General features: G+C 70.2%; 25 protein-coding genes. 12 read left to right on the forward strand and 13 right to left on the reverse strand.

The genetic code is table 11. The annotated features are described in order from the left end of the window. Positions 1-3 precede the first annotated feature (3 nt). The 3 genes from ACWGH0_RS01985 to ACWGH0_RS01995 all read left to right on the forward strand — a co-directional run bounded on the left by ACWGH0_RS01985 (position 4) and on the right by ACWGH0_RS01995 (position 2,811). Entirely contained in the window at positions 4-1,245 is a 1,242-nt protein-coding gene (locus tag ACWGH0_RS01985) for a sensor histidine kinase (protein WP_453402155.1), read from the forward strand. Between the two features lie 393 nt (positions 1,246-1,638). Further along, entirely contained in the window at positions 1,639-1,935 is a 297-nt protein-coding gene (locus ACWGH0_RS01990) for a DUF4193 domain-containing protein (protein ID WP_028814145.1), read from the forward strand. Positions 1,936-1,947: 12 nt separating this feature from the next. Next, entirely contained in the window at positions 1,948-2,811 is an 864-nt protein-coding gene (locus ACWGH0_RS01995) for a hypothetical protein (protein WP_453402156.1), read from the forward strand. On the opposite strand, the gene ACWGH0_RS02000 is transcribed toward ACWGH0_RS01995, so the two are convergent. Further along, complete coding sequence (locus ACWGH0_RS02000; RefSeq protein WP_453402157.1) at positions 2,808-3,266, reverse strand: DUF3093 domain-containing protein; 459 nt, start codon at positions 3,264-3,266, stop codon at positions 2,808-2,810. The genes ACWGH0_RS01995 and ACWGH0_RS02000 overlap by 4 nt on opposite strands. 58 nt (positions 3,267-3,324) lie before the next feature. Between ACWGH0_RS02000 and ACWGH0_RS02005 the strand changes: the two genes are divergently transcribed. The 7 genes from ACWGH0_RS02005 (at position 3,325) to ACWGH0_RS02035 (ending at position 9,992) form a co-directional block, all read left to right on the forward strand. Beyond that, positions 3,325-3,933 (forward strand): PaaI family thioesterase, encoded by a 609-nt coding sequence (locus ACWGH0_RS02005; RefSeq protein ID WP_453402158.1) that lies wholly within the window; start codon positions 3,325-3,327, stop codon positions 3,931-3,933. Then, the gene (dut, locus tag ACWGH0_RS02010) at positions 3,930-4,445 is read left to right on the forward strand and encodes a dUTP diphosphatase (RefSeq protein ID WP_453402159.1); all 516 of its coding nucleotides are present in this window, start codon (positions 3,930-3,932) and stop codon (positions 4,443-4,445) included. The genes ACWGH0_RS02005 and dut overlap by 4 nt, the downstream gene beginning before the upstream one ends. A gap of 1 nt (position 4,446) precedes the next feature. After that, positions 4,447-5,226, forward strand: a complete 780-nt coding sequence (locus ACWGH0_RS02015) for a DUF3710 domain-containing protein (RefSeq protein WP_453402160.1) — start codon at positions 4,447-4,449, stop codon at positions 5,224-5,226. 201 nt (positions 5,227-5,427) lie between these two features. Continuing rightward, entirely contained in the window at positions 5,428-7,971 is a 2,544-nt protein-coding gene (locus tag ACWGH0_RS02020; protein WP_453402161.1) for an ATP-binding protein, read from the forward strand. 84 nt (positions 7,972-8,055) lie between these two features. Next, entirely contained in the window at positions 8,056-8,742 is a 687-nt protein-coding gene (locus ACWGH0_RS02025; protein ID WP_453402162.1) for a response regulator, read from the forward strand. A gap of 59 nt (positions 8,743-8,801) precedes the next feature. Then, entirely contained in the window at positions 8,802-9,197 is a 396-nt protein-coding gene (locus tag ACWGH0_RS02030) for an OB-fold nucleic acid binding domain-containing protein (protein ID WP_453402163.1), read from the forward strand. Positions 9,198-9,200: 3 nt separating this feature from the next. Continuing rightward, complete coding sequence (locus tag ACWGH0_RS02035; protein ID WP_453402164.1) at positions 9,201-9,992, forward strand: DUF3159 domain-containing protein; 792 nt, start codon at positions 9,201-9,203, stop codon at positions 9,990-9,992. 76 nt (positions 9,993-10,068) lie between these two features. Here ACWGH0_RS02035 and ACWGH0_RS02040 read toward each other — a convergent pair whose 3' ends face one another. Then, positions 10,069-10,746, reverse strand: coding sequence for a potassium channel family protein (locus ACWGH0_RS02040; RefSeq protein ID WP_069926473.1), 678 nt, complete (start codon positions 10,744-10,746; stop codon positions 10,069-10,071). Further along, positions 10,743-11,414, reverse strand: a complete 672-nt coding sequence (locus ACWGH0_RS02045) for a potassium channel family protein (protein WP_453402165.1) — start codon at positions 11,412-11,414, stop codon at positions 10,743-10,745. The genes ACWGH0_RS02040 and ACWGH0_RS02045 overlap by 4 nt, the downstream gene beginning before the upstream one ends. A gap of 311 nt (positions 11,415-11,725) precedes the next feature. Between ACWGH0_RS02045 and ACWGH0_RS02050 the strand changes: the two genes are divergently transcribed. Together ACWGH0_RS02050 and ACWGH0_RS02055 are read left to right on the forward strand one after the other, a co-directional pair. Further along, entirely contained in the window at positions 11,726-13,777 is a 2,052-nt protein-coding gene (locus tag ACWGH0_RS02050) for an APC family permease (RefSeq protein WP_453402166.1), read from the forward strand. 102 nt (positions 13,778-13,879) lie between these two features. Then, positions 13,880-15,244 carry a class I SAM-dependent RNA methyltransferase gene (locus ACWGH0_RS02055; protein ID WP_453402167.1) on the forward strand — a complete coding sequence of 455 codons (1,365 nt, stop codon included), beginning with the start codon at positions 13,880-13,882 and terminating at the stop codon, positions 15,242-15,244. Positions 15,245-15,344: 100 nt separating this feature from the next. Here the strand turns inward: ACWGH0_RS02055 and ACWGH0_RS02060 are convergent, their stop codons facing one another. The 10 genes from ACWGH0_RS02060 to ACWGH0_RS02105 are packed head-to-tail and all read right to left on the reverse strand — an operon-like array spanning position 15,345 to position 24,325. Beyond that, a complete protein-coding gene (locus ACWGH0_RS02060; RefSeq protein WP_453402168.1) occupies positions 15,345-16,262 on the reverse strand; it encodes a TIGR03854 family LLM class F420-dependent oxidoreductase in 918 nt (305 codons plus the stop codon). Between the two features lie 52 nt (positions 16,263-16,314). Beyond that, positions 16,315-17,124: a thioesterase family protein gene (locus ACWGH0_RS02065; protein WP_453402169.1), complete on the reverse strand. Its 810-nt coding sequence runs from the start codon at positions 17,122-17,124 to the stop codon at positions 16,315-16,317. After that, a complete protein-coding gene (locus tag ACWGH0_RS02070) occupies positions 17,114-18,094 on the reverse strand; it encodes a beta-ketoacyl synthase N-terminal-like domain-containing protein (RefSeq protein WP_453402170.1) in 981 nt (326 codons plus the stop codon). Before ACWGH0_RS02070 ends, ACWGH0_RS02065 begins: the two co-directional genes overlap by 11 nt. Further along, entirely contained in the window at positions 18,091-19,317 is a 1,227-nt protein-coding gene (locus tag ACWGH0_RS02075; protein WP_453402171.1) for a beta-ketoacyl-[acyl-carrier-protein] synthase family protein, read from the reverse strand. The genes ACWGH0_RS02070 and ACWGH0_RS02075 overlap by 4 nt, the downstream gene beginning before the upstream one ends. Beyond that, complete coding sequence (locus ACWGH0_RS02080) at positions 19,314-19,556, reverse strand: acyl carrier protein (protein WP_453402172.1); 243 nt, start codon at positions 19,554-19,556, stop codon at positions 19,314-19,316. Before ACWGH0_RS02080 ends, ACWGH0_RS02075 begins: the two co-directional genes overlap by 4 nt. Before the next feature lie 48 nt (positions 19,557-19,604). After that, complete coding sequence (gene fabI / locus ACWGH0_RS02085; protein WP_453402173.1) at positions 19,605-20,381, reverse strand: enoyl-ACP reductase FabI; 777 nt, start codon at positions 20,379-20,381, stop codon at positions 19,605-19,607. A gap of 15 nt (positions 20,382-20,396) precedes the next feature. After that, positions 20,397-21,101: a 3-oxoacyl-ACP reductase FabG gene (gene fabG, locus ACWGH0_RS02090; RefSeq protein ID WP_453402174.1), complete on the reverse strand. Its 705-nt coding sequence runs from the start codon at positions 21,099-21,101 to the stop codon at positions 20,397-20,399. A gap of 35 nt (positions 21,102-21,136) precedes the next feature. After that, positions 21,137-21,565 carry an acyl-CoA thioesterase gene (locus ACWGH0_RS02095; RefSeq protein WP_453402175.1) on the reverse strand — a complete coding sequence of 143 codons (429 nt, stop codon included), beginning with the start codon at positions 21,563-21,565 and terminating at the stop codon, positions 21,137-21,139. Positions 21,566-21,587: 22 nt separating this feature from the next. Then, complete coding sequence (locus tag ACWGH0_RS02100) at positions 21,588-22,775, reverse strand: acyl-CoA dehydrogenase family protein (RefSeq protein WP_453402176.1); 1,188 nt, start codon at positions 22,773-22,775, stop codon at positions 21,588-21,590. Beyond that, positions 22,772-24,325 (reverse strand): amino acid adenylation domain-containing protein, encoded by a 1,554-nt coding sequence (locus ACWGH0_RS02105; RefSeq protein WP_453402177.1) that lies wholly within the window; start codon positions 24,323-24,325, stop codon positions 22,772-22,774. Before ACWGH0_RS02105 ends, ACWGH0_RS02100 begins: the two co-directional genes overlap by 4 nt. Positions 24,326-24,332: the final 7 nt, after the last annotated feature.

Consider the following 24,332-nt stretch of genomic DNA (forward strand, 5'->3'; position numbering starts at 1 on the left):
GCCGTGGCCGCCACCCCGGCGCCCCCCGCGGCGCCGCCGAAACCCACCTGGGACCCGAGGGAGCAGGAACCCTCGTTCCCCTGGCTCCGCCCGACCATCCGGATACGGCTCACGCTGCTGTACGGCGGGATGTTCCTGATCGCCGGCATCCTGCTGCTCTCGATCATCTACCTGCTCGCCGCCCAGGCGCTCGCCGTCGGCAGCGACCTGCCGTTCAAGATCGTGAGCGGCCGGGTCGAGAGCACCGTGTGCGATCTCCAGGACCTGCCGAACCAGCCCTCGCCCGAGCAGTTCAACGCGGCGATGAACGCCTGCGTCAACCACCAGCGGCAGCAGGCGCTCGACGAGCTGCTCAGCCGCTCGCTGCTCGCCCTGCTCGGGCTCAGCGTCATCGCCTTCGCCTTCGGATACGCGATGGCGGGACGCGTCCTCTCGCCGCTCGGCAGGATCACGCGTACGGCCCGCCGGGTGGCCGGCACCGACCTGACCCGGCGGATCGAGCTGGACGGCCCGGACGACGAGCTGAAGGAGCTCGCCGACACCTTCGACGAGATGCTCGACCGGCTGGAGCGGGCGTTCACCGCCCAGCAGCGGTTCGTCGGAAACGCGTCGCACGAGCTGCGCACGCCGCTGGCGATCAACCGGACGCTGCTCGAGGTCCACCTGTCGGACCCGGGGGCGCCGCCCGAGCTCCAGCAGCTCGGCAAGACGCTGCTGGCCACCAACGAGCGCAGCGAGCAGCTCGTGGAGGGTCTGCTGCTGCTCGCCAGCAGCGAGAACCAGATCGTCGAGCGCAAGCCGGTGGACCTGGCCGAGGTCGCCTCGCGCGCCCTCGACCAGGCGCACGGCGAGGCGTCGGCCAAGGGCGTGGAGATCAGGGGCGAGCGCGCGCCCGCCGTCGTGCAGGGCAACGGCGTACTGCTGGAGCGGATCGCTCTCAACCTGGTGCAGAACGCCGTGCGCTACAACGTGGCCGAGGACGGCTGGGTCGAGGTCACCACCGAGGTCGCCCACGGACAGGCGCTCCTGGTCGTGTCGAACACGGGTCCCGTGGTTCCCGCGTACGAGGTGGACAACCTCTTCGAGCCGTTCAGGCGGTTGCGGACCGAGCGCACCGGCAGTGACAAGGGCGTGGGTCTCGGCCTCTCGATCGCGCGCAGCGTCGCGAGGGCCCACGGAGGCCGTATCATCGCGGAGCCCCGCGAGGGCGGTGGCCTCGTCATGCGCGTAACGCTTCCGGTCTGAGGTGTTTCGTGCAGCCACGCGGCTGTTCGCTTTAAGCGGAATTTTCGGGACCCCGCCAAGGTCTGCCTGTGTGTGTTCGATCACAGGCTCCGATATCCCGCCGTCCACGCTCCGTGATCGCGAACTTCCCCGGAAAACCGGGAAAAGTCCGGGTTTCCGGGGGGTTGAACTACGGGAAGTACACGAGGTGGCGCTCGCGAAGTACGGCATGAGGACCGTGTACGGTCCCGATCGCCATCCAAACCGGCCGCCACTACGGGGATCGGTTGGGTGTCGATTGAGTAACAGACCTTGATGTGAGGCAAAATCTCCGCCTCAGGTCGGGCACAAGTCCGGCCTCTCACGCGTTACGTGCGCTGAGACACCGCAACTACCCAGAGGGGGAGAGCGACAGTGGCAACGGATTACGACACCCCACGCAAGACCGATGACGACGTCGATTCGGACAGCCTTGAAGAGCTCAAGGCCCGTCGGAGCGACAAGACGGCATCGGCCGTTGACGTGGACGAATTCGAGGCGGCGGAAGGGCTCGAACTGCCCGGCGCCGACCTGTCCAACGAAGAGCTCGCCGTACGCGTCCTGCCCAAGCAGGCCGACGAGTTCACCTGCATGAGCTGCTTCCTGGTGCACCACCGCAGCCAGCTGGCCAGGGAGAAGAACGGTCAGCCGATCTGCCGCGACTGCGACTAGGGACGGCCGGCCGTGGCAGGCGCGACACCGTCCTGGAAGAAGCGCTTCCGGCGCAAGGATTCGCCGGAGGCGCCGCACGACGTGAGCGCGGCCGTCGGCGCACGTGACGACGAGCGGGGCCTGCCGGCCTCGCTCGAAACGGCGGAAGGGCCCAGCACGCGGGCCCGGCGCCTGGCGGCTGTCCGGCAGGGCGTACGGAAGGGCGGCGAGGGCGCGAAGGCCGGCATCGGCCATCTCGCCGACCGGGTCATCGAGATCGCGCCGCGCGTTCCCGTACGCGACCTGCCGACCCTGCGCAGGCACTTCCCGGGCCTCGGCCCGGAACAGATCGCGGACAAGCTGGTGGCGGGCGCGGCCAACGCGACCTCCACCGTGGGGGCGGGCATCGGCGCCGCGGCCATGCTGCCCGTACCCCCCGCCATGCCGGCCGAGCTGGCCGCCGAGATCACCGGCGTCGCCGCGATCGAGCTGAAGCTCATCGCGGAACTGCACGAGGTCTACGGCCTGCGGCCGTCCGGCGGGCTGGCCCAGCGCAGCACCGCCTACCTCACCTCCTGGACCCAGGAGCGGGGCATCGACGTGTCCAAACCGGCCACGTACAACACGGCGCTCGGCACCCAGATGAAGCGCCAGCTCCGGCAGCAGATCATGAAGCGCATGGTCCGAAACCTGCCGAACCTCATGCCGTTCATGGTCGGCGCCGCCGTCGGCGCCGTGATGAACCGCCGCGACACCAGGAACCTCGCCGAGCGCATCCGCAAAGACCTGCGCGCCGCGCAGATTCCGTGGGACGCGCTGCCCGACCTGCCTCCCCTGGAGAAGCCGCGGCAACCCCAGATCGAGCTGGGGCCCGGTCGCGGGGAACCGGAGAGCTAGCCGGCCCGTACGGCCGCCAGGGCCGCTGCCAGGCCCTCGGGGTCGCGCGTCGAGAGGTACAGGTACGGCGTCGGATCGGCCGGGTCGGTGACCTCGACGCGCAGCGCCCGCGGGATGTAGCTGCGCAGCAGCATGTGGGCGCGCGTGTCCGCCTTGTGCGACCGCCAGGCCCGGGCCTCCTCGGCGTCCAGCACCTCGGCCCCGCCCAGCGCGGAGACCGGGATGCGGGCGTCACCGGCGATCAGCGCGTCCCCGACCACCCGGATCTGCTGCGAGCCGTACGTGCTGACGCCCGCCGCGGCCAGCGCTCCGGCGCCCACCAGCCCGCCCAGCATCGGCAGCAGGCCGAGCGGCAGCAGCATCAGTCCGCCCGCGACGCCGATGAGGCCGGCGATGATCCACCAGGAGCGGGGGGCGGTCAGGCGTTCTGCGTACTGCGGGGCGGAAGGCTGCATGAAACCAAGCTTGGCACGGCGCGACCCGCGCCTACCCGCGCGGGTAAGGTCTGCGCCTGTGAGTACTGAGAACGCCCGGGAGGCGGCCCCCGGGCCCGCGTCCCTCAAGCCCCCGGCCGACGCCGCGGCCCCGGTCCGGCACCCCGACGCACCGCCGCCCGGAGAGCTGCTCGGAGCGCACTACGAGCACTGCTTCGGATGTGGCGGAGGCCAGCCCCACGGGCTGCACCTCCAGGCCCGGGCCGGCGAGGGCGTGCGCGTCTCGGCCGAGTTCACGGTCAGGACGGCCCACCAGGGGGCTCCCGGCCTCGCGCACGGCGGCGTACTGGCCACGGCGCTCGACGAGACGCTCGGCTCGCTGAACTGGCTTCTGCGGGTGATCGCGGTGACCGGCCGGCTGGAGACCGACTTCGTGCGTCCCGTGCCGGTGGACACCGTGCTGCACCTCGACGCCGAGGTGACCGCGGTCCACGGCCGCAAGATCTACTCCACGGCGACCGGACGCATCGGAGGCCCCGACGGGCCCGTGGCGGTCCGCGCCGAAGCCCTTTTCATCGAAGTCAAGGTCGACCACTTCATCGAGAACGGACGCCCGGAGGAGATCCGGGCGGCCATGGCCGACCCCGATCAGGCCAGGCGCGCCCGCGCCTTCGAGGTGAACCCGTGACCCGTGAGCCCGTAGACGTGCTGATCCGCCGGGTCGACCCGGACGTACCCCTGCCTTCGTACGGGCATCCGGGTGACGCGGGAGCCGATCTGGTGACGACCGAGGCCGCCGAACTGGCCCCCGGCGAGCGCGCCGTACTGCCCACCGGGGTGTCTGTCGCGCTGCCCGACGGGTACGCGGCCTTCGTGCACCCGCGATCAGGTCTCGCCGCCCGCTGCGGAGTCGCCCTCGTGAATGCCCCGGGGACGGTGGATGCCGGGTACCGTGGGGAAATCAAGGTGATCGTGGTCAATCTCGACCCGCGCGAAAACGTGCGGTTCGAGCGCTTCGACCGGATTGCCCAACTGGTCGTCCAGCAGGTCGAGAAGGTGCGCTTCCACGAGGTCGCGGAGCTTCCCGGCTCGGCGCGGGCCGAGGGGGGCTTCGGTTCCACCGGCGGTCATGCCGCCGTGGGCGGCCGGGCGGGTGGGAATCGATACGCATCGGTCGTATCCGACCGGGAAGGACAGTGACGTGTTCGGACGTCGCAAGAAGAGCGAATCCGCGAGGGACACAGCGGATGTGGCGGGCGAGGCCGAGCAGGTCGTCGACGACGTCGAGCCTGACGAGGCCGCGGACGGCGACGGGTCGGTACGCAGGGTGAACCTGCCGCCGGCACCCCGCCCGGACGGTCCGTGGGACGTGTCCGAGGTGATGGAGCCCGGCGAGGGCCGGGTCGACCTGGGCGGACTGTTCGTGCCCGGGGTCGAGGGCATGGAACTGCGGGTCGAGGTCGCGGGCGACGCGATCGTGGCGGCGACGGTCGTACTGCGCGACAGCGCCGTACAGCTCCAGGCTTTCGCCGCCCCCAAGAAGGAAGGCATCTGGGGAGAGGTCCGCGAGGAGATCGCCTCCGGCATCACCCAGCAGGGCGGCATCATCGACGAGGTCGAGGGCCCGCTGGGCTGGGAGCTGCGCGCGCAGGTCCCCGTACAGCTGCCGGACGGCACGGGCGGCGTCCAGATGGTCCGCTTCGTGGGCGTCGACGGGCCGCGCTGGTTCCTGCGCGGAGTGATCTCCGGCCAGGGCGCGGTGCAGCCGCAGGCCGCCGGCGTACTGGAGCACGTCTTCAAGGACACCGTGGTCGTCCGGGGCGAGGGGCCGATGGCGCCGCGCGACCCGATCGTCCTCAAGCTCCCGAACGACGCCCAGATGGTGCCCGAGGGCGTGCAGCAGGAGGAGCAGGAGGGCTCGCGCTTCTCCGGTGGCATGGGGCAGCTCCAGCGCGGTCCCGAGATCACCGAGGTGCGCTGACCCGTATCCGGCGCGACCGGTGGGCCGTACTCCCCGCGGCGGGGGTGCGGCCCACCGGCGTTCCCGGCCCCCGCCGGCGTACGCGGGCGCGTAAGAGTCTCGCCAATATGCGGCCGCACACCCGTTTCGCCGGTTTCGGGGCTGTAGCGTCACCAGGGCCGCCCCGTCGGGCCGCGGCACGCTTCTGGAGACAATGGGGCCATGGGACGCGGCAAGCTGAGGATGTACGTGGGTGCGGCGCCCGGTGTCGGCAAGACGTACGCCATGCTCAGCGAGGCCCACCGGCGGGTCGAGCGCGGCACCGACTGCGTCGTCGCCGTCGTCGAGCACCACGACCGCCCCCGCACCGAGGCCCGGCTGCGTGGGCTCGAACAGATACCCCGCCGCGAGATCGAGCACCGCTCCGCCGTCTTCACCGAGATGGACGTCGACGCGGTCCTCGAACGCCGCCCCGCCGTCGCCCTCGTCGACGAACTCGCCCACACCAACGCCCCCGGCACCCGCAACGCCAAGCGCTGGCAGGACGTCGAAGAACTGCTCCGGGCCGGCATCGACGTCATCTCCACCGTCAACATCCAGCACCTGGAGTCCCTCGGCGACGTCGTCGAGTCGATAACCGGCGTACGGCAGCGGGAGACGGTGCCCGACGAGGTCGTGCGCCGCGCCGACCAGATCGAGCTGGTCGACATGTCGCCCCAGGCCCTGCGCCGCCGCATGGCCCACGGCAACATATACAAGCCGGACAGACTCGACGCGGCGCTGTCCCACTACTTCCGTCCCGGGAACCTCACCGCGCTGCGCGAGCTGGCGCTCCTGTGGGTCGCCGACCGGGTCGACGAGTACCTCCAGCAGTACCGGGGTGAGCACAACATCCGCTCCACCTGGCAGGCGCGCGAGCGCATCGTCGTCGGCCTCACCGGCGGACCCGAGGGCCGTACGCTCATCCGCCGCGCCTCGCGCATGGCGGCCAAGGGCTCCGGCAGCGAGATCCTCGCCGTCTACATCGCCCGCAGCGACGGCCTCACCTCGGCGTCGCCCAAGGAACTCGCCGTACAGCGCACCCTCGTCGAGGATCTCGGCGGCACCTTCCACCACGTCATAGGCGACGACGTGCCCTCCGCGCTGCTGGAGTTCGCGCGCGGCGTGAACGCCACCCAGATCGTCCTGGGATCCAGCCGGCGCAAAGCCTGGCAGTACGTCTTCGGGCCGGGCGTCGGCGCCACCGTGGCCCGCGACTCCGGGCCCGACCTCGACGTCCACATCGTCACCCACGACCACGTCGCCAGGGGCCGCGGCCTGCCCGTCGCCCGCGGGGCCCGCCTCGGCCGCAGCCGGCTCCTGTCGGGAGGACTGTTCGGCGTCGCCGCGCCGGCCCTGCTCTCGCTGCTGCTCACCAGCGTGGAGAACGGCCCGGGGCTCGCCAACGACATCCTGCTCTTCCTCTTCCTGACCGTGATCGCCGCCCTGATCGGGGGGCTGCTGCCCGCCCTCGCCTCGGCCGCCGTCGGCTCACTGCTGCTGAACTACTACTTCACGCCGCCCACCCGCACCCTGACGATCGACGATCCCGAGAACCTCGTCGCCATCGTGATCTTCTTCGCGGTGGCCGTGTCCGTCGCCTCCGTGGTGGACCTGGCGGCCCGCCGCACCCACCAGGCGGCCCGCCTGCGCGCGGAGTCGGAGATCCTCTCCTTCCTCGCCGGCAGTGTGCTGCGCGGCGAGACGACGCTCGACGCCCTGCTGGAACGGGTCCGGGAGACGTTCGCCATGGAGTCCGTGGCGCTGCTCGAACGCCGGAGCGACGTCGACCCGTGGACCTGCGCCGGCAGCGTCGGCCCCCGGCCGGTGGCCCGCCCCGAGGACGCCGACGTGGACATGCCCGTCGGTGACCACATGGCGCTGGCGCTCACCGGCCGCGTCCTGCCCGCCGAGGACCGCAGGGTGCTCGGCGCGTTCGCCGCGCAGGCCGCCGTCGTACTCGACCGGCAGCGCCTGGTGGGGGAGGCGGAGGTGGCCCGCAAGCTCGCCGAGGGCAACCGCATCCGCACCGCCCTGCTCGCCGCCGTCAGCCACGACCTGCGGACACCGCTGGCCGCCATCAAGGCCGCCGTGTCGTCCCTGCGCTCCGACGACGTGGCCTGGTCGGACGCCGACGAGGCCGAACTGCTCGCCGGCATCGAGGACGGCGCCGACCGCCTCGACCACCTCGTCGGCAACCTGCTCGACATGTCCAGGCTCCAGACCGGCACGGTCACCCCGCTGATCCGCGAGACCGACCTCGACGAGGTCGTCCCGATGGCGCTGGTCGGCGTACCCGCCGAAAGCGTCGGTCTGGACATCCCCGAGACCCTGCCCATGGTGGCGGTCGATCGCGGCCTCCTGGAGCGCGCCGTCGCCAACCTCGTCGAGAACGCCGTCAAGTACAGCCCCGGCGGCGCCCCCGTCCAGGTCGCCGCCAGCGCCCTCGGCGACCGCGTCGAGCTGCGCGTCGCGGACCGCGGCCCCGGGGTCCCCGACGGCGAGAAGGACCGGATATTCGAACCGTTCCAGCGCTACGGCGACGCCCCGCGCGGCGCCGGAGTGGGCCTCGGCCTCGCCGTCGCCCGGGGCTTCGCCGAAGCCATGGGCGGCACGCTCACCGCCGAGGACACCCCCGGGGGCGGCATGACCATGATCCTGACCCTCAAGGCGGCCGCCGGGCCCGCACCGCCGCGCTCGCGCCTCCCCGCCCGGACCGCCCCGTGACCCGGTCCCGCACCCAACCCCCGGACCCCCCGTGACCCGGTCCCGCACGCACTCCCGCACTTCCCGCAGAAAGGCAGGCACTCCATGACCCGGGTGCTCGTGGTCGACGACGAGCCGCAGATCGTGCGCGCCCTCGTGATCAACCTGAAGGCGCGCCACTACGAGGTGGACTCCGCCGCCGACGGCGCCACCGCGCTCCGGCTCGCCGCCGCCCGCCACCCCGACGTGGTCGTCCTCGACCTCGGCCTGCCCGACATGGACGGCGTGGAGGTCATCAAGGGGCTGCGGGGCCGGACCCGGGTGCCGATCCTGGTGCTCTCCGCCCGCCACACCTCCGACGAGAAGGTGGAGGCACTGGACGCCGGGGCCGACGACTACGTCACCAAGCCCTTCGGCATGGACGAACTCCTCGCCAGGCTCCGCGCCGCCGTCCGCAGGGCCGAGCCGGCCGCCGCCGCCGAGGACGACGTGGTCGTCGACGCGGGCGACTTCACCGTCGACCTGGCCGCCAAGAAGGTCCACCGCGACGGCAGGGACGTACGGCTGACCCCCACCGAGTGGCACCTGCTGGAAGTGCTCGTACGCAACACCGGCCGCCTCGTCGGCCAGAAGCAGCTCCTCCAGGAGGTCTGGGGCCCGTCGTACGGCACCGAGACGAACTACCTGCGGGTCTACATGGCGCAGCTGCGCCGCAAGCTGGAGGCCGACCCCTCGCACCCCCGGCACTTCGTCACCGAGCCCGGCATGGGGTACCGCTTCGAACGGGGGTGACGGGAGGCGGTACGACGCGGGGTGATCCGCGCGGGGCCGCTCCCCGGTACGCTTCGTGTATGAGTGCCGTACCTCGTTCGGATAAGCCCGGCCGGTTCCGCCGGATGCTCGACCGGCTGTCCACCTCGCAGGAGGACCTGCACTCCGCGGAGCTCCAGGAGGACTCCCAGGCCGCGGGGTGCTCACGCATCTGCGACTGCGACGACCGCCAGGTGGTGAAGGTGACTGGTACCTTGCGGACGGTCACCCTGCGTCCGCGGGCCGGCGTCCCCGCCCTGGAGGCGGAGCTGTTCGACGGCACCGCGCCCCTGGACGTCGTGTGGCTGGGCCGCCGTTCCATCGTGGGCATAGAACCGGGCCGCAGGCTCATCGCCTCGGGCCGTATCTCCATGAGCCACGGCCGCCGGGTGCTGTTCAATCCCAAATACGAGCTCCGACCGCTCGGACAGGAGTAGCCGGTGACGTCTCTCGACAAGCCGACCGCGACGGATCACGACAACGCGCGCGACCGGGCCGCCGACGCACACGGCGCGCCGGCGCGGGCCGCTGAGGCCCAGGACTCCAAGGCCGTGACGGAGGCCGCGCTGTTCGAGGCGTTCGGCGGCCTGCGCGGCATGGTGGAGACAGTGCTCCCCGGCCTGCTGTTCGTGACGATCTTCACGGTCAACAAGAACCTGCACGTCTCCGCCGTCGCCGCTCTCGCGGTGTCGCTGGTGCTCGTCGCCGTACGGCTGATCCGGCGGGACACGGTCAAGCACGCTTTCAGCGGTGTCTTCGGGGTCGCCTTCGGCGTCGTCTTCGCGATGATGACGGGCAACGCCAAGGACTTCTACCTGCCGGGCATGATCTACACCCTCGGCCTCGCCCTCGCGTACATCGTCACCACGCTCGCGGGCGTCCCGCTGATCGGCCTGATCCTGGGCCCGGTCTTCAAGGAGAACCTCTCCTGGCGGACCCGCAACCCGGGACGCAAGAAGGCGTACGCCAAGGCCAGCTGGGCCTGGGGCCTGATCCTGCTCGCCAAGTGCGCGATCCTCTTCCCGCTGTACTGGTGGGCCGACACCACCCAGCTCGGCTGGGTGCTGGTCGCGCTCAAGATCCCGCCGTTCCTGCTCGCGGTCTACCTGACGTGGGTCTTCCTGGCGAAGGCCCCGCCGCCCATCGACGTGTTCGCGGAGATGGAGGCCGAGGAGAAGGCCGAGAAGGAGCGCAGGGCGGCCGCCGCCGCCTCGGCGCAGCGCGAGGCCTGACTGCCCGTACGCACGTGAGCGGGGCCCGGAACCGTCGTGGTTCCGGGCCCCGCCCCTGTCGTGCGTACGGACGCGGTCAGCTCGCCGCGTCCTCCTTGCGGACCGACAGCAGGTCCTCCAGCTGCTCCTCGCGGGCCTGCGCGGCGACGAACAGCAGCTCGTCACCCGCCTCCAGGGTCTCCTCCTGGCTCGGCGTGAGCACCCGCGTACCGCGGATGATCGTGACCAGCGAGGTGTCCTCGGGCCAGTCGACGTCCCCGACCTGCGTGCCCGCCAGCGCGGACTCGGGCGGCAGCGTCAGCTCCACGAGGTTGGCGTCGCCGTGGCTGAAGCGCAGCAGCCGTACGAGGTCGCCCACGCTCACCGCCTCCTCGACCAGCGCCGACATCAGGCGCGGTGTCGAGACCGCCACGTCGACGCCCCACGCCTCGGTGAACAGCCACTCGTTCTTCGGGTTGTTCACGCGGGCCACCACGCGCGGCACGCCGTACTCGGTCTTCGCGAGCAGCGAGACGACCAGGTTGACCTTGTCGTCGCCCGTGGCCGCGATCACTACGTTGCAGCGCTGGAGCGCCGCCTCGTCGAGCGAGGTGATCTCGCAGGCGTCGGCCAGCAGCCACTCGGCCAGCGGCACGCGCTCCACCGAGATGGCGGTCGGCGCCTTGTCGATGAGCAGGACCTCGTGCCCGTTCTCCAGCAGCTCGCCCGCGATGGAACGTCCCACCGCGCCGGCCCCGGCAATGGCGACCCTCATGCCTGACCGCCTTCCTCGGGGCCGTGCGAACAGGCCGCCTCGACCTTCGCGATCTCGTCCGTACGCATCATCACGTGCACGAGGTCGCCCTCCTGGAGCACCGTCTGGGACGTCGGCAGCACCGCTTCGCCCAGGCGGGTGAGGAAGGCGACGCGCACGCCCGTCTCCTCCTGGAGCCGGCTGATCTTGTGGCCGATCCAGGCGGACGAGGTGTGGACCTCGGCGAGCTGCACGCCGCCGCTCGGGTCGCGCCACAGCGGCTCGGCCCCCGAGGGCAGCAGCCGGCGCATCATCTGGTCGGCGGTCCAGCGGACCGTGGCGACCGTCGGAATGCCCAGGCGCTGGTAGACCTCGGCGCGGCGCGGGTCGTAGATACGGGCCGCGACGTTCTCGATGGCGAACATCTCGCGGGCCACCCGGGCCGCGATGATGTTGGAGTTGTCACCGCTGCTGACCGCCGCGAACGCGCCCGCGTCCTCGATGCCCGCCTCGCGGAGGGTGTCCTGGTCGAAGCCGACCCCGGTGACCCTGCGGCCGCCGAAACCGGAACCCAGGCGGCGGAAGGCCGTGGGGTCCCGGTCGATGACGGCGACCGTGTGCCCCTGCTGTTCAAGGTTCTGCGCGAGAGCGGCTCCCACTCGCCCGCAGCCCATGATGACGACGTGCATCGTCCCGTTACCCCGCACTCCTGGTCGCCCCGCTGACCTGCACAAACACCCTGCTCACATCGTCCTTCCCATCTCACCGGGGGAAGCATGGGCACTGGTGCCCGGTGCTGCCTCGCCCCTGTCTTCGTCCACCGTAGCGGCAACGCCGAACGCGTCATCGATCACGTAGGACGTCCGGGGAGTGCTTCCGGGTTGCTCCGGGGCGCCGGAGTGCGGCGAAGACAGGGACCCGGCGGCCTCCGGCGGAGATTCCGTGGCGGTGGGGGGTGGTGGGTGGGCGATGCCCTTTTCGAACGCTTACGATCCTCTGCGTGTCCAAACTGACCGACGTGCCCAAACGGATCCTGATCGGCCGGGCCCTGCGCAGCGACAGGCTGGGAGAGACCCTTCTCCCCAAGCGCATCGCACTCCCCGTCTTCGCTTCCGACCCGCTCTCCTCCGTGGCGTACGCACCGGGCGAAGTCCTCCTGGTGCTCTCCATCGCGGGTGTGTCGGCGTACCACTTCAGCCCGTGGATCGCGGTCGCCGTCGTGGTGCTGATGTTCACCGTGGTGGCCTCGTACCGCCAGAACGTGCACGCGTACCCGAGCGGCGGCGGCGACTACGAGGTCGCCAACACCAACCTCGGCCCCAAGGCGGGTCTCACCGTCGCCAGCGCCCTGCTCGTCGACTACGTCCTCACGGTCGCCGTGTCGATCTCCTCGGGCGTGGAGAACCTCGGCTCGGCCGTCCACTTCGTCGTCGAGCACAAGGTGCTCTGCGCCATCGGCATCATCGTGCTGCTGACGCTGATGAACCTGCGCGGGGTCAAGGAGTCCGGCAAGCTCTTCGCGATCCCCACGTACGTCTTCGTCGGGGGTGTCTTCCTCATGATCGCCTGGGGCGCCTACCGCTCCCTCGTCATGGGCGACACCATGCACGCCCCCACCTCCGACTTCGAGATCAAGGCCGAACACCAGGGCCTGGCCGGCTTCGCCCTCGTCTTCCTGCTGCTGCGCGCCTTCTCCTCCGGCTGTGCGGCGCTCACCGGCGTCGAGGCCATCAGCAACGGCGTGCCGGCCTTCCGCAAGCCCAAGAGCCGCAACGCCGCCACGACGCTGGCGCTGATGGGCGGCCTGGCCGTCACGATGTTCTGCGGCATCATCGGCCTCGCCATGGCCACCGACGTCAAGATGGCCGAGAACCCGGCGAAGGACCTGATCCACGACGGCGCCGCCGTCGGGCCGGACTACGTACAGGACCCGGTGATCTCCCAGGTCGCGGCGGCCGTGTTCGGCGACGGCACGTTCTTCTTCGTGCTGCTCGCTGCGGCCACCGCGCTGGTGCTCTTCCTGGCCGCCAACACCGCGTACAACGGCTTCCCGCTGCTCGGCTCGATCCTCGCCCAGGACCGCTACCTGCCGCGTCAGCTGCACACCCGGGGCGACCGCCTCGCCTTCTCGAACGGCATCGTGCTGCTCGCCGGGGCGGCGATCCTCCTCGTGTGGATCTACGACGCCGACTCGACGAAGCTGATCCAGCTCTACATCGTCGGCGTCTTCGTCTCCTTCACGCTCAGCCAGATCGGCATGGTCCGGCACTGGAACCGCCACCTGCGCACCGAGAAGGACCCGGCGGCCCGCCGCCGCATGGTCCGCTCGCGGGCGATCAACACCTTCGGCGCCTTCTTCACGGGCCTGGTGCTCATCGTCGTACTGGCCACCAAGTTCACGCACGGCGCGTGGGTCGCGCTGCTCGGCATGGTGATCTTCTACGGGACGATGAGCGCCATCCGTAAGCACTACGACCGGGTCGCCGACGAGATCGCCGCCGACGAGGGCCCCTCCGACGACAGCGTGCGCCCCTCGCGCGTCCACTCCATCGTCCTGGTGTCCAAGGTCCACAAGCCGACGCTGCGGGCCCTGGCCTTCGCCAAGCTGACGCGCTCCGACAAGCTGGAGGCGCTCAGCATCAGCGTCGACCCGGCCGAGACGAAGGCGCTGAAGGACGAGTGGGAGCGGCGCGGGATCAACGTGCCGCTGAAGATCCTGGACTCGCCGTACCGCGAGATCACCCGGCCGATCATCGACTACGTCAAGGGCCTGCGGCGGGAGAGCCCGCGGGACGCGATCAGCGTCTACATCCCGGAGTACGTGGTCGGCCACTGGTACGAGCACCTGCTGCACAACCAGAGCGCGCTGCGGCTGAAGGGCCGGCTGCTGTTCACCCCGGGCGTCATGGTGACGTCGGTGCCGTACCAGCTCCAGTCCTCGGAACTCGCGAAGGAGCGGGCCAAGAAGCGCCAGGAGTGGAACGCGCCCGGTGCGGTGCGGCGCGGTCCGGTGGACCGGCGCCCGAAGGAGAACAACGGCAGCAAGCGCTGACCTCCCTTACCGCTTCGCTGTGGTGAACGGCCGGACGACACCCACGTAGACTGGTGGGCTGAAGTCCGGCCGTACCCCTTTGATCCCTGGAGTCACCCCGTCATGCAGTCAGTACCCAAGGACTCGAAGGAAGCCGCGCAGCCGGCCGAGCCGGCCGACTCCCTCGTCGGGACCGAGTACGAGGTCGAGGTGGGCCCGGTCGCCCACGGCGGCCACTGCATCGCGCGCACGGACGAGGGCCGGGTGCTGTTCGTACGGCACGCGCTGCCCGGCGAGAAGGTCCGCGCCCGGGTGACGGACGGCGGCGAGTCCTCCCGCTACCTGCGCGCGGACGCGGTCGAGGTCCTGGAGGCGTCGAAGGACCGCATCGAGGCCCCGTGCCCGTACGCCGGACCGGGCAAGTGCGGCGGCTGCGACTGGCAGCACGCCAAGCCCGGCGCGCAGCGGCGGCTCAAGGGCGAGGTGATCGCGGAGCAGCTCATGCGCCTCGCGGGCCTGACGCCCGAGGAGGCGGGCTGGGACGGCACCGTCATGCCGGCGCCCGGCGACAAGCTCCCGCAGGGCGAGGTCCCCGCCTGGCGCACGCGCGTGCAGTACGCCGTGGACGCCGACGGCCGCGTGGGACTGCGCAAGCACCGCTCGCACGAGGTGCAGCCGATCGACCACTGCATGATCGCGGCGCCGGGCGTCAGCGAGCTGGGCATCGAGCAGCAGGACTGGCCGCAGATGGCGTCGGTCGAGGCGATCGCGGCCACCGGCTCGAACGACCGCCAGGTCGTGCTCACTCCGCGCCCGGGCGGCCGGCTGCCGCTCGTCGAACTCGACAAGCCGGTCTCGGTCCTGCGCGTGGAGGAGAAGGACGGCGGAGTGCACCGGGTGCACGGGCGCGCCTTCGTACGGGAGCGGGCGGACGGGCGTACGTACCGCGTCGGCATGGGCGGCTTCTGGCAGGTGCACCCGCAGGCCGCGGACACCCTGATGCGGGCCGTCATGCAGGGCCTGCTGCCCCGCAAGGGCGACTCCGCCCTCGACCTGTACTGCGGCGTCGGCCTCTTCGCGGGCGCGATCGCCGACCGGGTGGGCGACCAGGGCGCGGTGCTCGGCATCGAGACGAGCAAGCGCGCGGTGGAGGACGCCCGCCACAACCTCCAGAGCTTCGAACGCGTCCGCATCGAGCAGGGCAAGGTCGAACAGGTCCTGCCGCGCACCGGCATCACGAACGTCGACCTGATCGTCCTGGACCCGCCCCGCGCCGGCGCCGGCAAGCAGACGGTCAAGCACCTGACCACCCTCGGCGCCCGCCGCATCGCGTACGTGGCGTGCGACCCGGCGGCACTGGCCCGCGACCTGGCCTACTTCGCGGACAACGGCTACAAGGTCCGCACGCTGCGCGCGTTCGACCTGTTCCCGATGACGCACCATGTGGAGTGCGTGGCGATTCTGGAGCCGGTGAAGAAGGACGCCTGAGCTGGGGTTTTGCAAGGGTGCTTATGGGTGGTGTGGGCGTTACGGGCGCTAACTTGACGCTCTTACGTTCTGGTGGTCTCGGTCGAGGTCTCCCATGCTGTCACCGGTTCTCTAGTGGCATCAGTTCGGTCGTGAACGCTTCGAGGAAGGCGCGGCGGGATGCAACCGGGCCGGCCGGACGCACCACGAACTTCGACAGGCCGATGTCGGTGAACCGGCGCAGGCGTTCCCGGGCGTCGTCCCAGCCCCAGCAGAGCAGGGCGCGCGGGTCGTCCACGTCGGGACGGTCCTGGCGCAGACGTGTGAGCAGGGCGTCCACGGCGTGCTCCTCGGCGTCGTCCTGGACGATCGTCACGTAGGTGCCGTAGTGGTCCTCCTCGATCGTCCGGTCCGCGCGGTCGGCGGCGCGGACGATCGAGGCGCGGCAGTCCTCCGCCTCGGCCGGGGTGATGTCGCCGCCGAGCCAGCCGTCACCGAGCCGTCCGATCCGGTCCAGGGCAGCAGGCACCCGGCCGCTCAGCCACAGGTCCACGGGCTTGGCGGGCAGTGGGGCGACCGAGGCCTCGCTGAGGTGGAAGAACCGGCCGTGGTGGGTGACGACCGGCATGGTCAGCAGTGCCCGAACCACCCGCAGGGCCTCTTCGAACACCTCGGCGCGGTGCCCGTTCGGCACGGGGAACACCGCCCGGTCGGCGTGCCGGGCGGGGCGGACGCCGAAGACCGGCAGGACGCGGCCCGGGGCGAGCGCTGCCAGGCTCGCGAGCTGCGCCGCGACCACCGCCGGGTTGCGCCCGGGCAGGACGACCACGCTCATGCCCAGCTTCAGCCTCTCGGTGAGACCCGCCGCGTACGCGACACCGATCAGCGGATCGACCACGCCGGGCGCCGAGACCAGGTCCGAGAACCACACGGAGTCGACCCCATGTGTCTCCAGCTCCGTCACCAGACCGGCCGGATCGGGACCGCCGCCCGGCGCCCCGCGAACGGGCACGTTCCCCATACCGATGCGGATCTTCATACCGGTCCCTGACCTCCTTCACCGCCGGCCGCGATGGGCGGCGCCTCACCGTTCATGTCTTCACCTCGGTTTCGGCGCGCCGGAGCAGCCTCCCCAGAGTGGTGGCCCTCGACAGAAGGGCGTCGTCGGCGGTCCGGGTGGTCCCCCCGGCCAGCGCGATCCCCTCGGTGATGGTCGCTTCCGTGGTGAGGCGACGCCACGCGTGGATCGGGAGGTGCCGGGTCCAGCGGACTCCGAGATCCAGGGTGATCGGCTGGACGGTGCCGACTCCTTCACTGCGGAACACGCACTCCAGCAAGAAGGAGTCGAAGAGCAGCAGGTCGACAGCCGCCCCGTGGGTCGCCTCACCGATCAGGTCCGGGCGGCCCCTCACCCAGACCTCGCACCGGGGGACACCGTCCCCCAGCCCGGCCGGGGTGAGCGGGTAGTCGATCGCCCGGACCTCGAGGTTCCTGAAGAAGGCGACCTCGTCCTCCAGCCAGGTCACGAGAGGTGCTGATGCCGGCGGTTCCGCGCCGGCGACGGTCTGGTCGGCCGGTACCAGCCGGGTATCGACCATCCAGGCGTCGGCGGTGAAGACGAGTTCGTTCCCTTGGACCAAGTCGATGCGGAGCAACTCGGTGCTCCTGCCCTTCCTGATGACTTCGACGCGGCCTTCGATGGGGCCGGGCGATGCCGCTCGTGGATAGGAGCCCTGGATGCTGCCCAGCACGAGATGCGGAGAGGTGGCCCTGGCCACCTCGCTGGCGAACGCCGCTACGCAGCCGCCGAAGACGCGCCCCGCGAACATCCATTCCTCGCCGACCGTTCCGAGGAAGCCCGAACTCGAAGGCATGACGGCGAACGCGGTCTCAAATGACACTGGGTTCTCCCTTGATCCGGAGGACAGCGGCGGCCGCGATGCCCTGGGGTTCGGCCGAGGTGAGCAAGGCGAATCGTTCAGTGGCACCCGCGGCGGCGGCATGGCTCAGGACCGCCGCCAGCTGGAAGGCACCTGATGCGGAATGGACCTGCCCCAGAGTCTCCGTCAGTGGCGGAAGCAGCGTCGCCTCCGGGCACACCGTGACCAGAGCCTTGGACTCCGCGTCATCCGTCGTTCCCGAGCCGACAGCGGCCCAGACGCGGTCGGGTGACGTGCGGGTCAGCACCCTGTTCGCCGCTTTGACCACCGCGGAACCGATGTCGCCGTCCGTTGCCACCACTGACGTGACGGCGAGCACTTCGGCCAAGCCGTGGGGAGCACTCGGCTCCAAGCGGAGCATGGCGCAGCCTTCCGCCAGCGAGTCGGTGTCGTCACGAAGCCAGGAACGCGCTTCGGTGAGCTCCTCGACGGCACCGGTGAGGAGGGTGTCCGAGCGCCCCGTCATCAGCAGCCGTCTGCAGTACCCGAGGGCCAGCAGTCCGGTCGTCCTGCCTCCGGCGAGTGTGGCGTTCGGTCCCTTGAGACCGTGCCAGATGGCGATTTGCCCGGCGACGCTGTTCATGGCCGCGTTCTGGATGGCCGACGGCTGGATGTGGTACGGCTTCCCGCGGAGCAGCGAGGCCCGGTTGACGTCCAGGATGCTCTGCGCGCTGCCGTTCGTCGTGCCCAGCACCATTCCCGTCCGCGCGCGATCGTCGTCCTCGGCGAGCAGACGGGCGGCGGTCGCCACGGCGAGCGCCGTGGCGCGGCTCATGGTCCGGGTGCCCTCACGCCCGAGGAACTCCCGCGGTTCGAAGTCCGGCACCAGCCGGGGGCCGTCGGGAAGCGGACGGCCCGACACGATGTTCTGCGCGAATTCGCGGTCGTTCGTTCCGTGCGGAGACATGGCCGACCAAGCAGTAATGATCATTGAGGTTCCTCGTAGCGGCCCAGCAGGACGATGGCGTTGTTGCCGCCGAAGGCGAAGCCGTTGTTCTGCACGATGCTCAGGTCAGCGGGAACCGCCTGGTTCGGAACGCAGTCGATGTCGCACTCCGGGTCTGGCGTCCTGTGGTTGACCGTGGGGGGAATGAAGCCCTCGGTGATCGCGATCGTCGAGGCGATCGCGCCGATCGCGCTGGAAGCGCCCATGGTGTGACCGAGCATCGACTTCAGTGAGACGACAGGCGGTGGCCGGTCACCATAGACGGACTTGATCGCGCGCACTTCCGTCACGTCGTTCGATTTGGTGCCGGTCCCGTGCGCCGAGATCAGGTCCACATCGCCGGGCCGCACACCGGCGTCGCGCAGTGCCATCTCCATGCACGCCTGGATGCTCTTCTCCTCGGGCGCGAACGCGTGGTGGGCGTCGCAGTTCAACCCGTAGCCGAGCACCTCCGCGTAGATGTGGGCTCCCCGCGCCCGCGCCGCGCTCAGGCTCTCGAGGAGCAGGATCCCCGCTCCTTCGCCGCTGAGGATTCCCTGGCGGTCGGCGTCGAACGGGCGGCACCGGTCGGGGGACATGATGCCCAGCCGGTAGAACGAGGCGAACGACCGGCGGCAGATGGCGTCGGCGCCACCGACCAGGGCGTAGTCGGCGTCACCGAGCCGGATGGCGTCGAGCCCGTCCCCGATCGCGTAGTTGCCCGCCGAGCAGGCGGTGGCGAAGGTCATCGGGGCCGCGTCCTCGAGTGCGAACTCCCATGCGATGGAGGCGGACAGCCGATGAGTTCCGGCGCGCTCGACGAGCGCCGGGTCCACCGTGTCCGCTCCGTGCGCGACCGTTTCGGCGGCCAGCGCGTCGATGTCCCGCGATTCGCCGTCGGCGGTACCGACGGCGATGTAGCCCGGACGGTCCCGCAGGTCCGCGCCGGCCAGTCCGGCTTCGGCCAGGGCCATGCCGGCGGCGGCCACGGCGAAGGCACTTGCCCGGCCGAGCGTCGCCACCGGGGTCCTGGTGATCCAGTCGGCGGGATCGAACCCCGTGACCTCGGATCCGTTGGCGTAGGCGAATCCGGTGGTGTCGAACGAGGTGAGGGGGGCGACCTCGTTGCGACCGGCGCGCAGCCCCTCAGTGAACTCCGCCACGCCGATGCCGATGCTCGACACCAGGCCGCGGCCCGTGACGACGACCCGCTCCGGCCTACCGGTCATGCCTCGGCCAGGACTTCGTAGATGGCCGCCAGGCTCACCATCCGCTTGGCCTCGGCCTGGTCGACGGTGATGCCGAGACTGTCCTCGATGGCCGTCATGATCTCGATGATCGCCAGCGAGTCGATGCCGAATTCCTCGGAGAAGACGGTTGTTTCCGTCAGTTCTCCGGGCTCGACCTCCAGAATTTCACAGACGATCTTCTTCACGATTTCCCGAACGTCGCCGGTTATCTCCACCATGTCGATCTCCTTGTCCGTATAGCGTGACGACAATGTTGTGACGAGCGCTCAAGCGCCGATGATGTTGACCCCGCCGTCGACGTGAACGATCTCCCCGGTGGTTGCGGGGAACCAGTCCGACAGGAGTGCCACACATGCCTTGGCCGCCGGGACGTGGTTGCGGGTGTTCCAGCCCAGCGGGGCGCGTTCGGCCCAGACGCCGGCCATGTCGTCGAACCCGGGGATTCCCTGGGCGGCCGGGGTGTCCAGTGGCCCTGTCGCCACCAGGTTGACGCGAACACCCTGAGGTCCGACGTACTTCGCCAGGTAGCGCGCGCACGATTCGAGTCCCGCCTTGGCGACGCCCATCCAGTCGTAGAGCGGCCATGCCTGGGACGCGTCGAAATCCAGGCCCACGATCGAGCCGCCGTCCTCCATCAGGGGGAGGCAGGCCACGGCCAGGGATTTCAGGGAGTACGTCGAGGCGTGTATCGCCGATCCCACGTCCTCCCAGGAGGTGTTGAGGAAGTTGCCGCCGAGCGCCGTCTGCGGAGCGGCTCCGATCGCGTGCACGACTCCGTCCAGTCCGGGTACGTGCTCGCGTATCCGGTCCGGCAGCTCCTCCAACTGCGCCGCGTTCGTCACGTCGAGTTCGATGACGGGTAACTTGGCGTCAGGGCCGGAGGGAAGACGCTTGGCGATGCGCTCGGTCAGCCTGCGGCGGGGATATGCGGTGAGGAGGACCTGCGCCCCCTCTTCCTGCGCGATTTTCGCGACGTGGAACGCTATTGAATCCTGGGTGAGCACTCCGGTGACCAGAATGCGCTTGCCCTCAAGGATTCCCATGAACGGTTTCCTTTCTCAGAGTCCCATGGCCAGACCGCCGTCGACCGGGATGATGGCTCCGGTGACGTAACCGGAGTCCGCGCCGGCCAGGAAACGCACGACCTTGGCGACTTCCTCCGGGGAGGCGGTGCGGCCGAGCGGTATGCGCTCCCTGGCGGCCGCCTTGATCTGGTCGCTGAGTCCCGCGGTCATGTCCGTGTCGACGAACCCGGGCGCGACCACGTTGGCGGTGATGTTCCGCGGGCCGAGTTCACGGGCGAGTGATCGGGCCAGTCCGACCAGTCCCGACTTCGACGCGGCGTAGTTCGCCTGGCCGGTCTGCCCGGAGAACGCGACGACCGAGGAGACGAAGATGAGCCTCCCGGCGCGTGCGCGGATCATGTCCTTCGTCGCGCGCTTCGCGACTCGGTACGCGCCCGTCAGGTTGGTGTCGAGCACCGCCTCGAAGTCCTCTTCACGCATCATCGCGAAGAGCTTGTCCCGTGTGATCCCGGCGTTGGACACCAGTACTTCGACGGGTCCCTGCTCGGCTTCGACCTTGGTGAAAGCGTTGTCCACGTCCTCGGTCCGTGTCACGTCGCACTTCACGCCGAACAGTCCGTCCGGTGCCTCGCCCGACCGACAGGTCACTGCCACGGCGTCGCCGGCGGCGGCCAGTTCTCGGGCGATGGCCAGGCCGATCCCCCGGTTTCCGCCGGACACCAATACCGATCTCGTCATCATTCCCCCTGTAATGCGCTGTCTAATGGGCCGGACTACGGGGTCCGCAGGAGCGAGACCTCGCCGAGTGCCTCGATCAGACGCGGTGGCAGGAGAGTGCTGCCCGATCCATCGACTGCCACCGCGACATAGACGATGCAGCCGGTCGCGGTGATCTCGTCCTCGCGGCGGAAGGCGAAGTCCAGGGTGAAGCTCTTCTTCCCGATCCGTGCGGTGCTGACCAGCACCTCCGGTCGATCGGTGTGCCCGATGGCCGCCTTCCAGTCGATTTCGACATGGGCGACGTGCACATCGACACCCAGTTCGGACCAGGTGGGGTAAGGCAGGTCACGCGCGAGGAAGAAGCCGTCCACGGCCTCGTCGACGTGCGCCAGGTACCACATGTTGAACATGACGCCTTGGCGGTCGATCTCGTAGAAGCGAGGCACGATGGGGTGCGCGAACACCGCGTCGTCCTGTGTCATGAGGTCTCTCCGTTCGTCGGTTTCACCAGGAGAACGATCTGCCGTCGAGGAGATCGACACCCAGGGCGGCTTTGCCGAGGTATTCCAGGCACTCCTCCGGCTTGGCGGGCATCACCGCTCCGTACTGGAGCTCGCGCAGCAGCCGCTCGATCGGCTTGGCGCGGCTGACGGCCGCCGCGCCGCACAGCGAGACGGCGATGCGGGTGAGCTCCGCGCCGAGGTCGCCCACGGCGTACTTGGCCGCGTGGACCAGGGTGTTGGCCCTGACACCACCACGTTCCAGATCGACGGCTTCACCTGCGCGTTCCACCAGTGCGCGGGCCGCGTGCAGGCGGGCGGCGAGCAGTCCGACGTTGCGCTGGACGACGGCCGATTCCGCCCGCTGGGGCGCGGCCGCCAGGTGGTTCACGACGGACTGCTGCACGGCTTCGGCGATCCCCAGGTACGCGCCGGTGTAACCGGCGACCATCCAGTGCGGTTCGCGGATCACCTTCGGCAGTGACAGGCCTTCGATGCCGAGGAACAGGCGGAACCGGGGCACGGTGACGGACTTCATGATCATATTGGTGGTGCTGGTGCCGTACATCGCTGTCAGATTGTGGATCTCCCCGAACGTGACCCCGGGGTCGTCCTTGCTCACCAGGAAGTGCGAGATCCGTCCCGGATCATCGGAGTCCTCGGGCCGGGCGGGTACGGCGTAGTAGTCCGCGATGCCGGCCAGCGAGACGAACGACTTCTCGCCGGTGATCACGAACCCTTCGCCGTCCTCGGTCCTCCGGTAGCGGGTCCGCAGGCCGCGCAGCTTCGCTCCGCCGACGGGTTCCGACGCCGCGGACGCCAGCATCTTCCGGCCGTTGACGACCTCGTCGAAGAGCCATGCGCGGAACTCCTCGGCCATCGGCGGCAAGGGCATGTCCGCCGTTTCGCACAAGGGTCCGATGACGGCGTTGTGCATGTTCAACCCGAGTGCCGCCGCACCGTTGTGGAACCCGACGGCGGACAGCACCCGCCAGTAGTCGGCGAACCCGAGCCCGGCGCCGCCCGCCCGGCGCGGTACCAGCAGCGACAGGAAGCCGGCCTCGGCGAGGATCCGGTAAGGCTCCCGCAGGTCGCCCGTCCGGGCGTCCACGGCGGCTGCCAGCGTCGCCAGCTTCTGTCCGGCCTCGTGGGCGGCCTCGAGGATCTTGTCCATGTCGTCGGGGAGCGTCATCGCTTCTCCTTCAGCAGCGAGGAGTCCGTGGTCGCCTCAGCCGCGAGAGTCAGGCGGTCGATCTTTCCGCGGGCGTTGAGAGGGAAGGCGGAGACCACGACCGCCCGGTCGGGGACCATGTACAACGGGAGCTGCGTCCGCAGCAGCGCCAGGATTTCCCGCTCGGACACCGTGCCCTGCGCGTACGCCCAGAGCTCGCCTTCGTGCTCGGCGGTCTTGGCGACGACGACGGCCGCCCGGATCCCGGGTGAGTCGAGCAGCACGTTCTCGATCTCTCCGATGTCGATGCGGTAGCCGTGCCGCTTGATCTGGGAATCCTTCCGGCCGAACAACACGATCTCTCCGTTGCTCGCGCGCCTGCCGAGGTCTCCGGTCGGATAGGCGCGGCGGACGATCCCGTCGCGGAAGCGGACCTGCCGGGTCGGATCCTGGAGTGCGCCGTCCACCAGGTAGCCCAGGAAGACGGTCGCGCCCGCGACGTGGATCTCGCCCCTCTCGGACGTGGGTTGCCCGGTCTCGTCGAAGACGTCCACGACGTCGCCGGGCACGGCCGAACCGATCGTGGGCTCCTGCGCCGCCGTCGATGTTGCCGGGAGACGCAGGAACGTACAGACGTTCGTCTCCGTCGGTCCGTAGAAGTTGTAGACCGGCCGGCCGGCGGCGAGCCGCAGACACGTCTCCAGCGCACGCGGCGGGAACGGTTCTCCCGCGTACAGGAGCGTCCGCAAGCCGGCCGGGAACGCGTCGCCGATGCCGCCCCGCTCAAGCATGTTGACGTACAGGGACGGCACCGCGTACAGGACGCTGATCCTCTGTGCGGTGAGCCAGTCGACGACGTCGGCGGGGAACGCCTTCAGCCGTTCCGGCATCAGTACCGTGCACGCGCCGGCGGCGCAGGCGGCGAACAGGTCGAAGGTGGTCAGGTCGAAGGTCAGAGCGGCCTGCGACCCGATGCGGTCAGCAGGACGCAGTCCCGTTTCCGCGGCGGCCCATACGGCGAAGTGCGCGACGTTGGAGTGCGACAGCAGCACGCCCTTCGGCACACCCGTGCTGCCCGAGGTGAACAGCACGTAGCCGCCTTCACCCGCGGCCTCGGGAAGCGGCTCCGTGGGCATCCGCTCCAGCCTGCGCAAGAGACTGATGCCGCCGTCGAGGGCATGGACCCCGGGAACCTCCTCGCCCTCCATTGCCTGCCGGGCGATGTTCTCGGACGAGGCAACGGTGAGCAACCCGGTCAGGGCGCCCTGACGCAGCATGCGCCGGGTGCGGACCGCTGGATTCCGAATGTCGAGCGGCGCCACGACCGCGCCGGCTCGCAGTCCCGCATGGATCGCGATGACGGCTTCGGCCGACTTGGGGATGAAGACACCCACCCGGTCGCCGGGCTTCACTCCTTGCTCGACGAGCCTTCCGGCCAGGCGAGTGACCTCGTCGTCGAGTTCCGCGTACGTCCAGGCACGGTCGCCGTCCTCGAGAGCGGGCCGGTCCGGGTAGGTCCGGGCCGCACGGGTGAGCAGCCCGTCCAGCCGCTCTTCTGCGTTCGTCGTCACTGATTCA

The organism is Streptomyces sp. NPDC054887 (assembly GCF_053610585.1).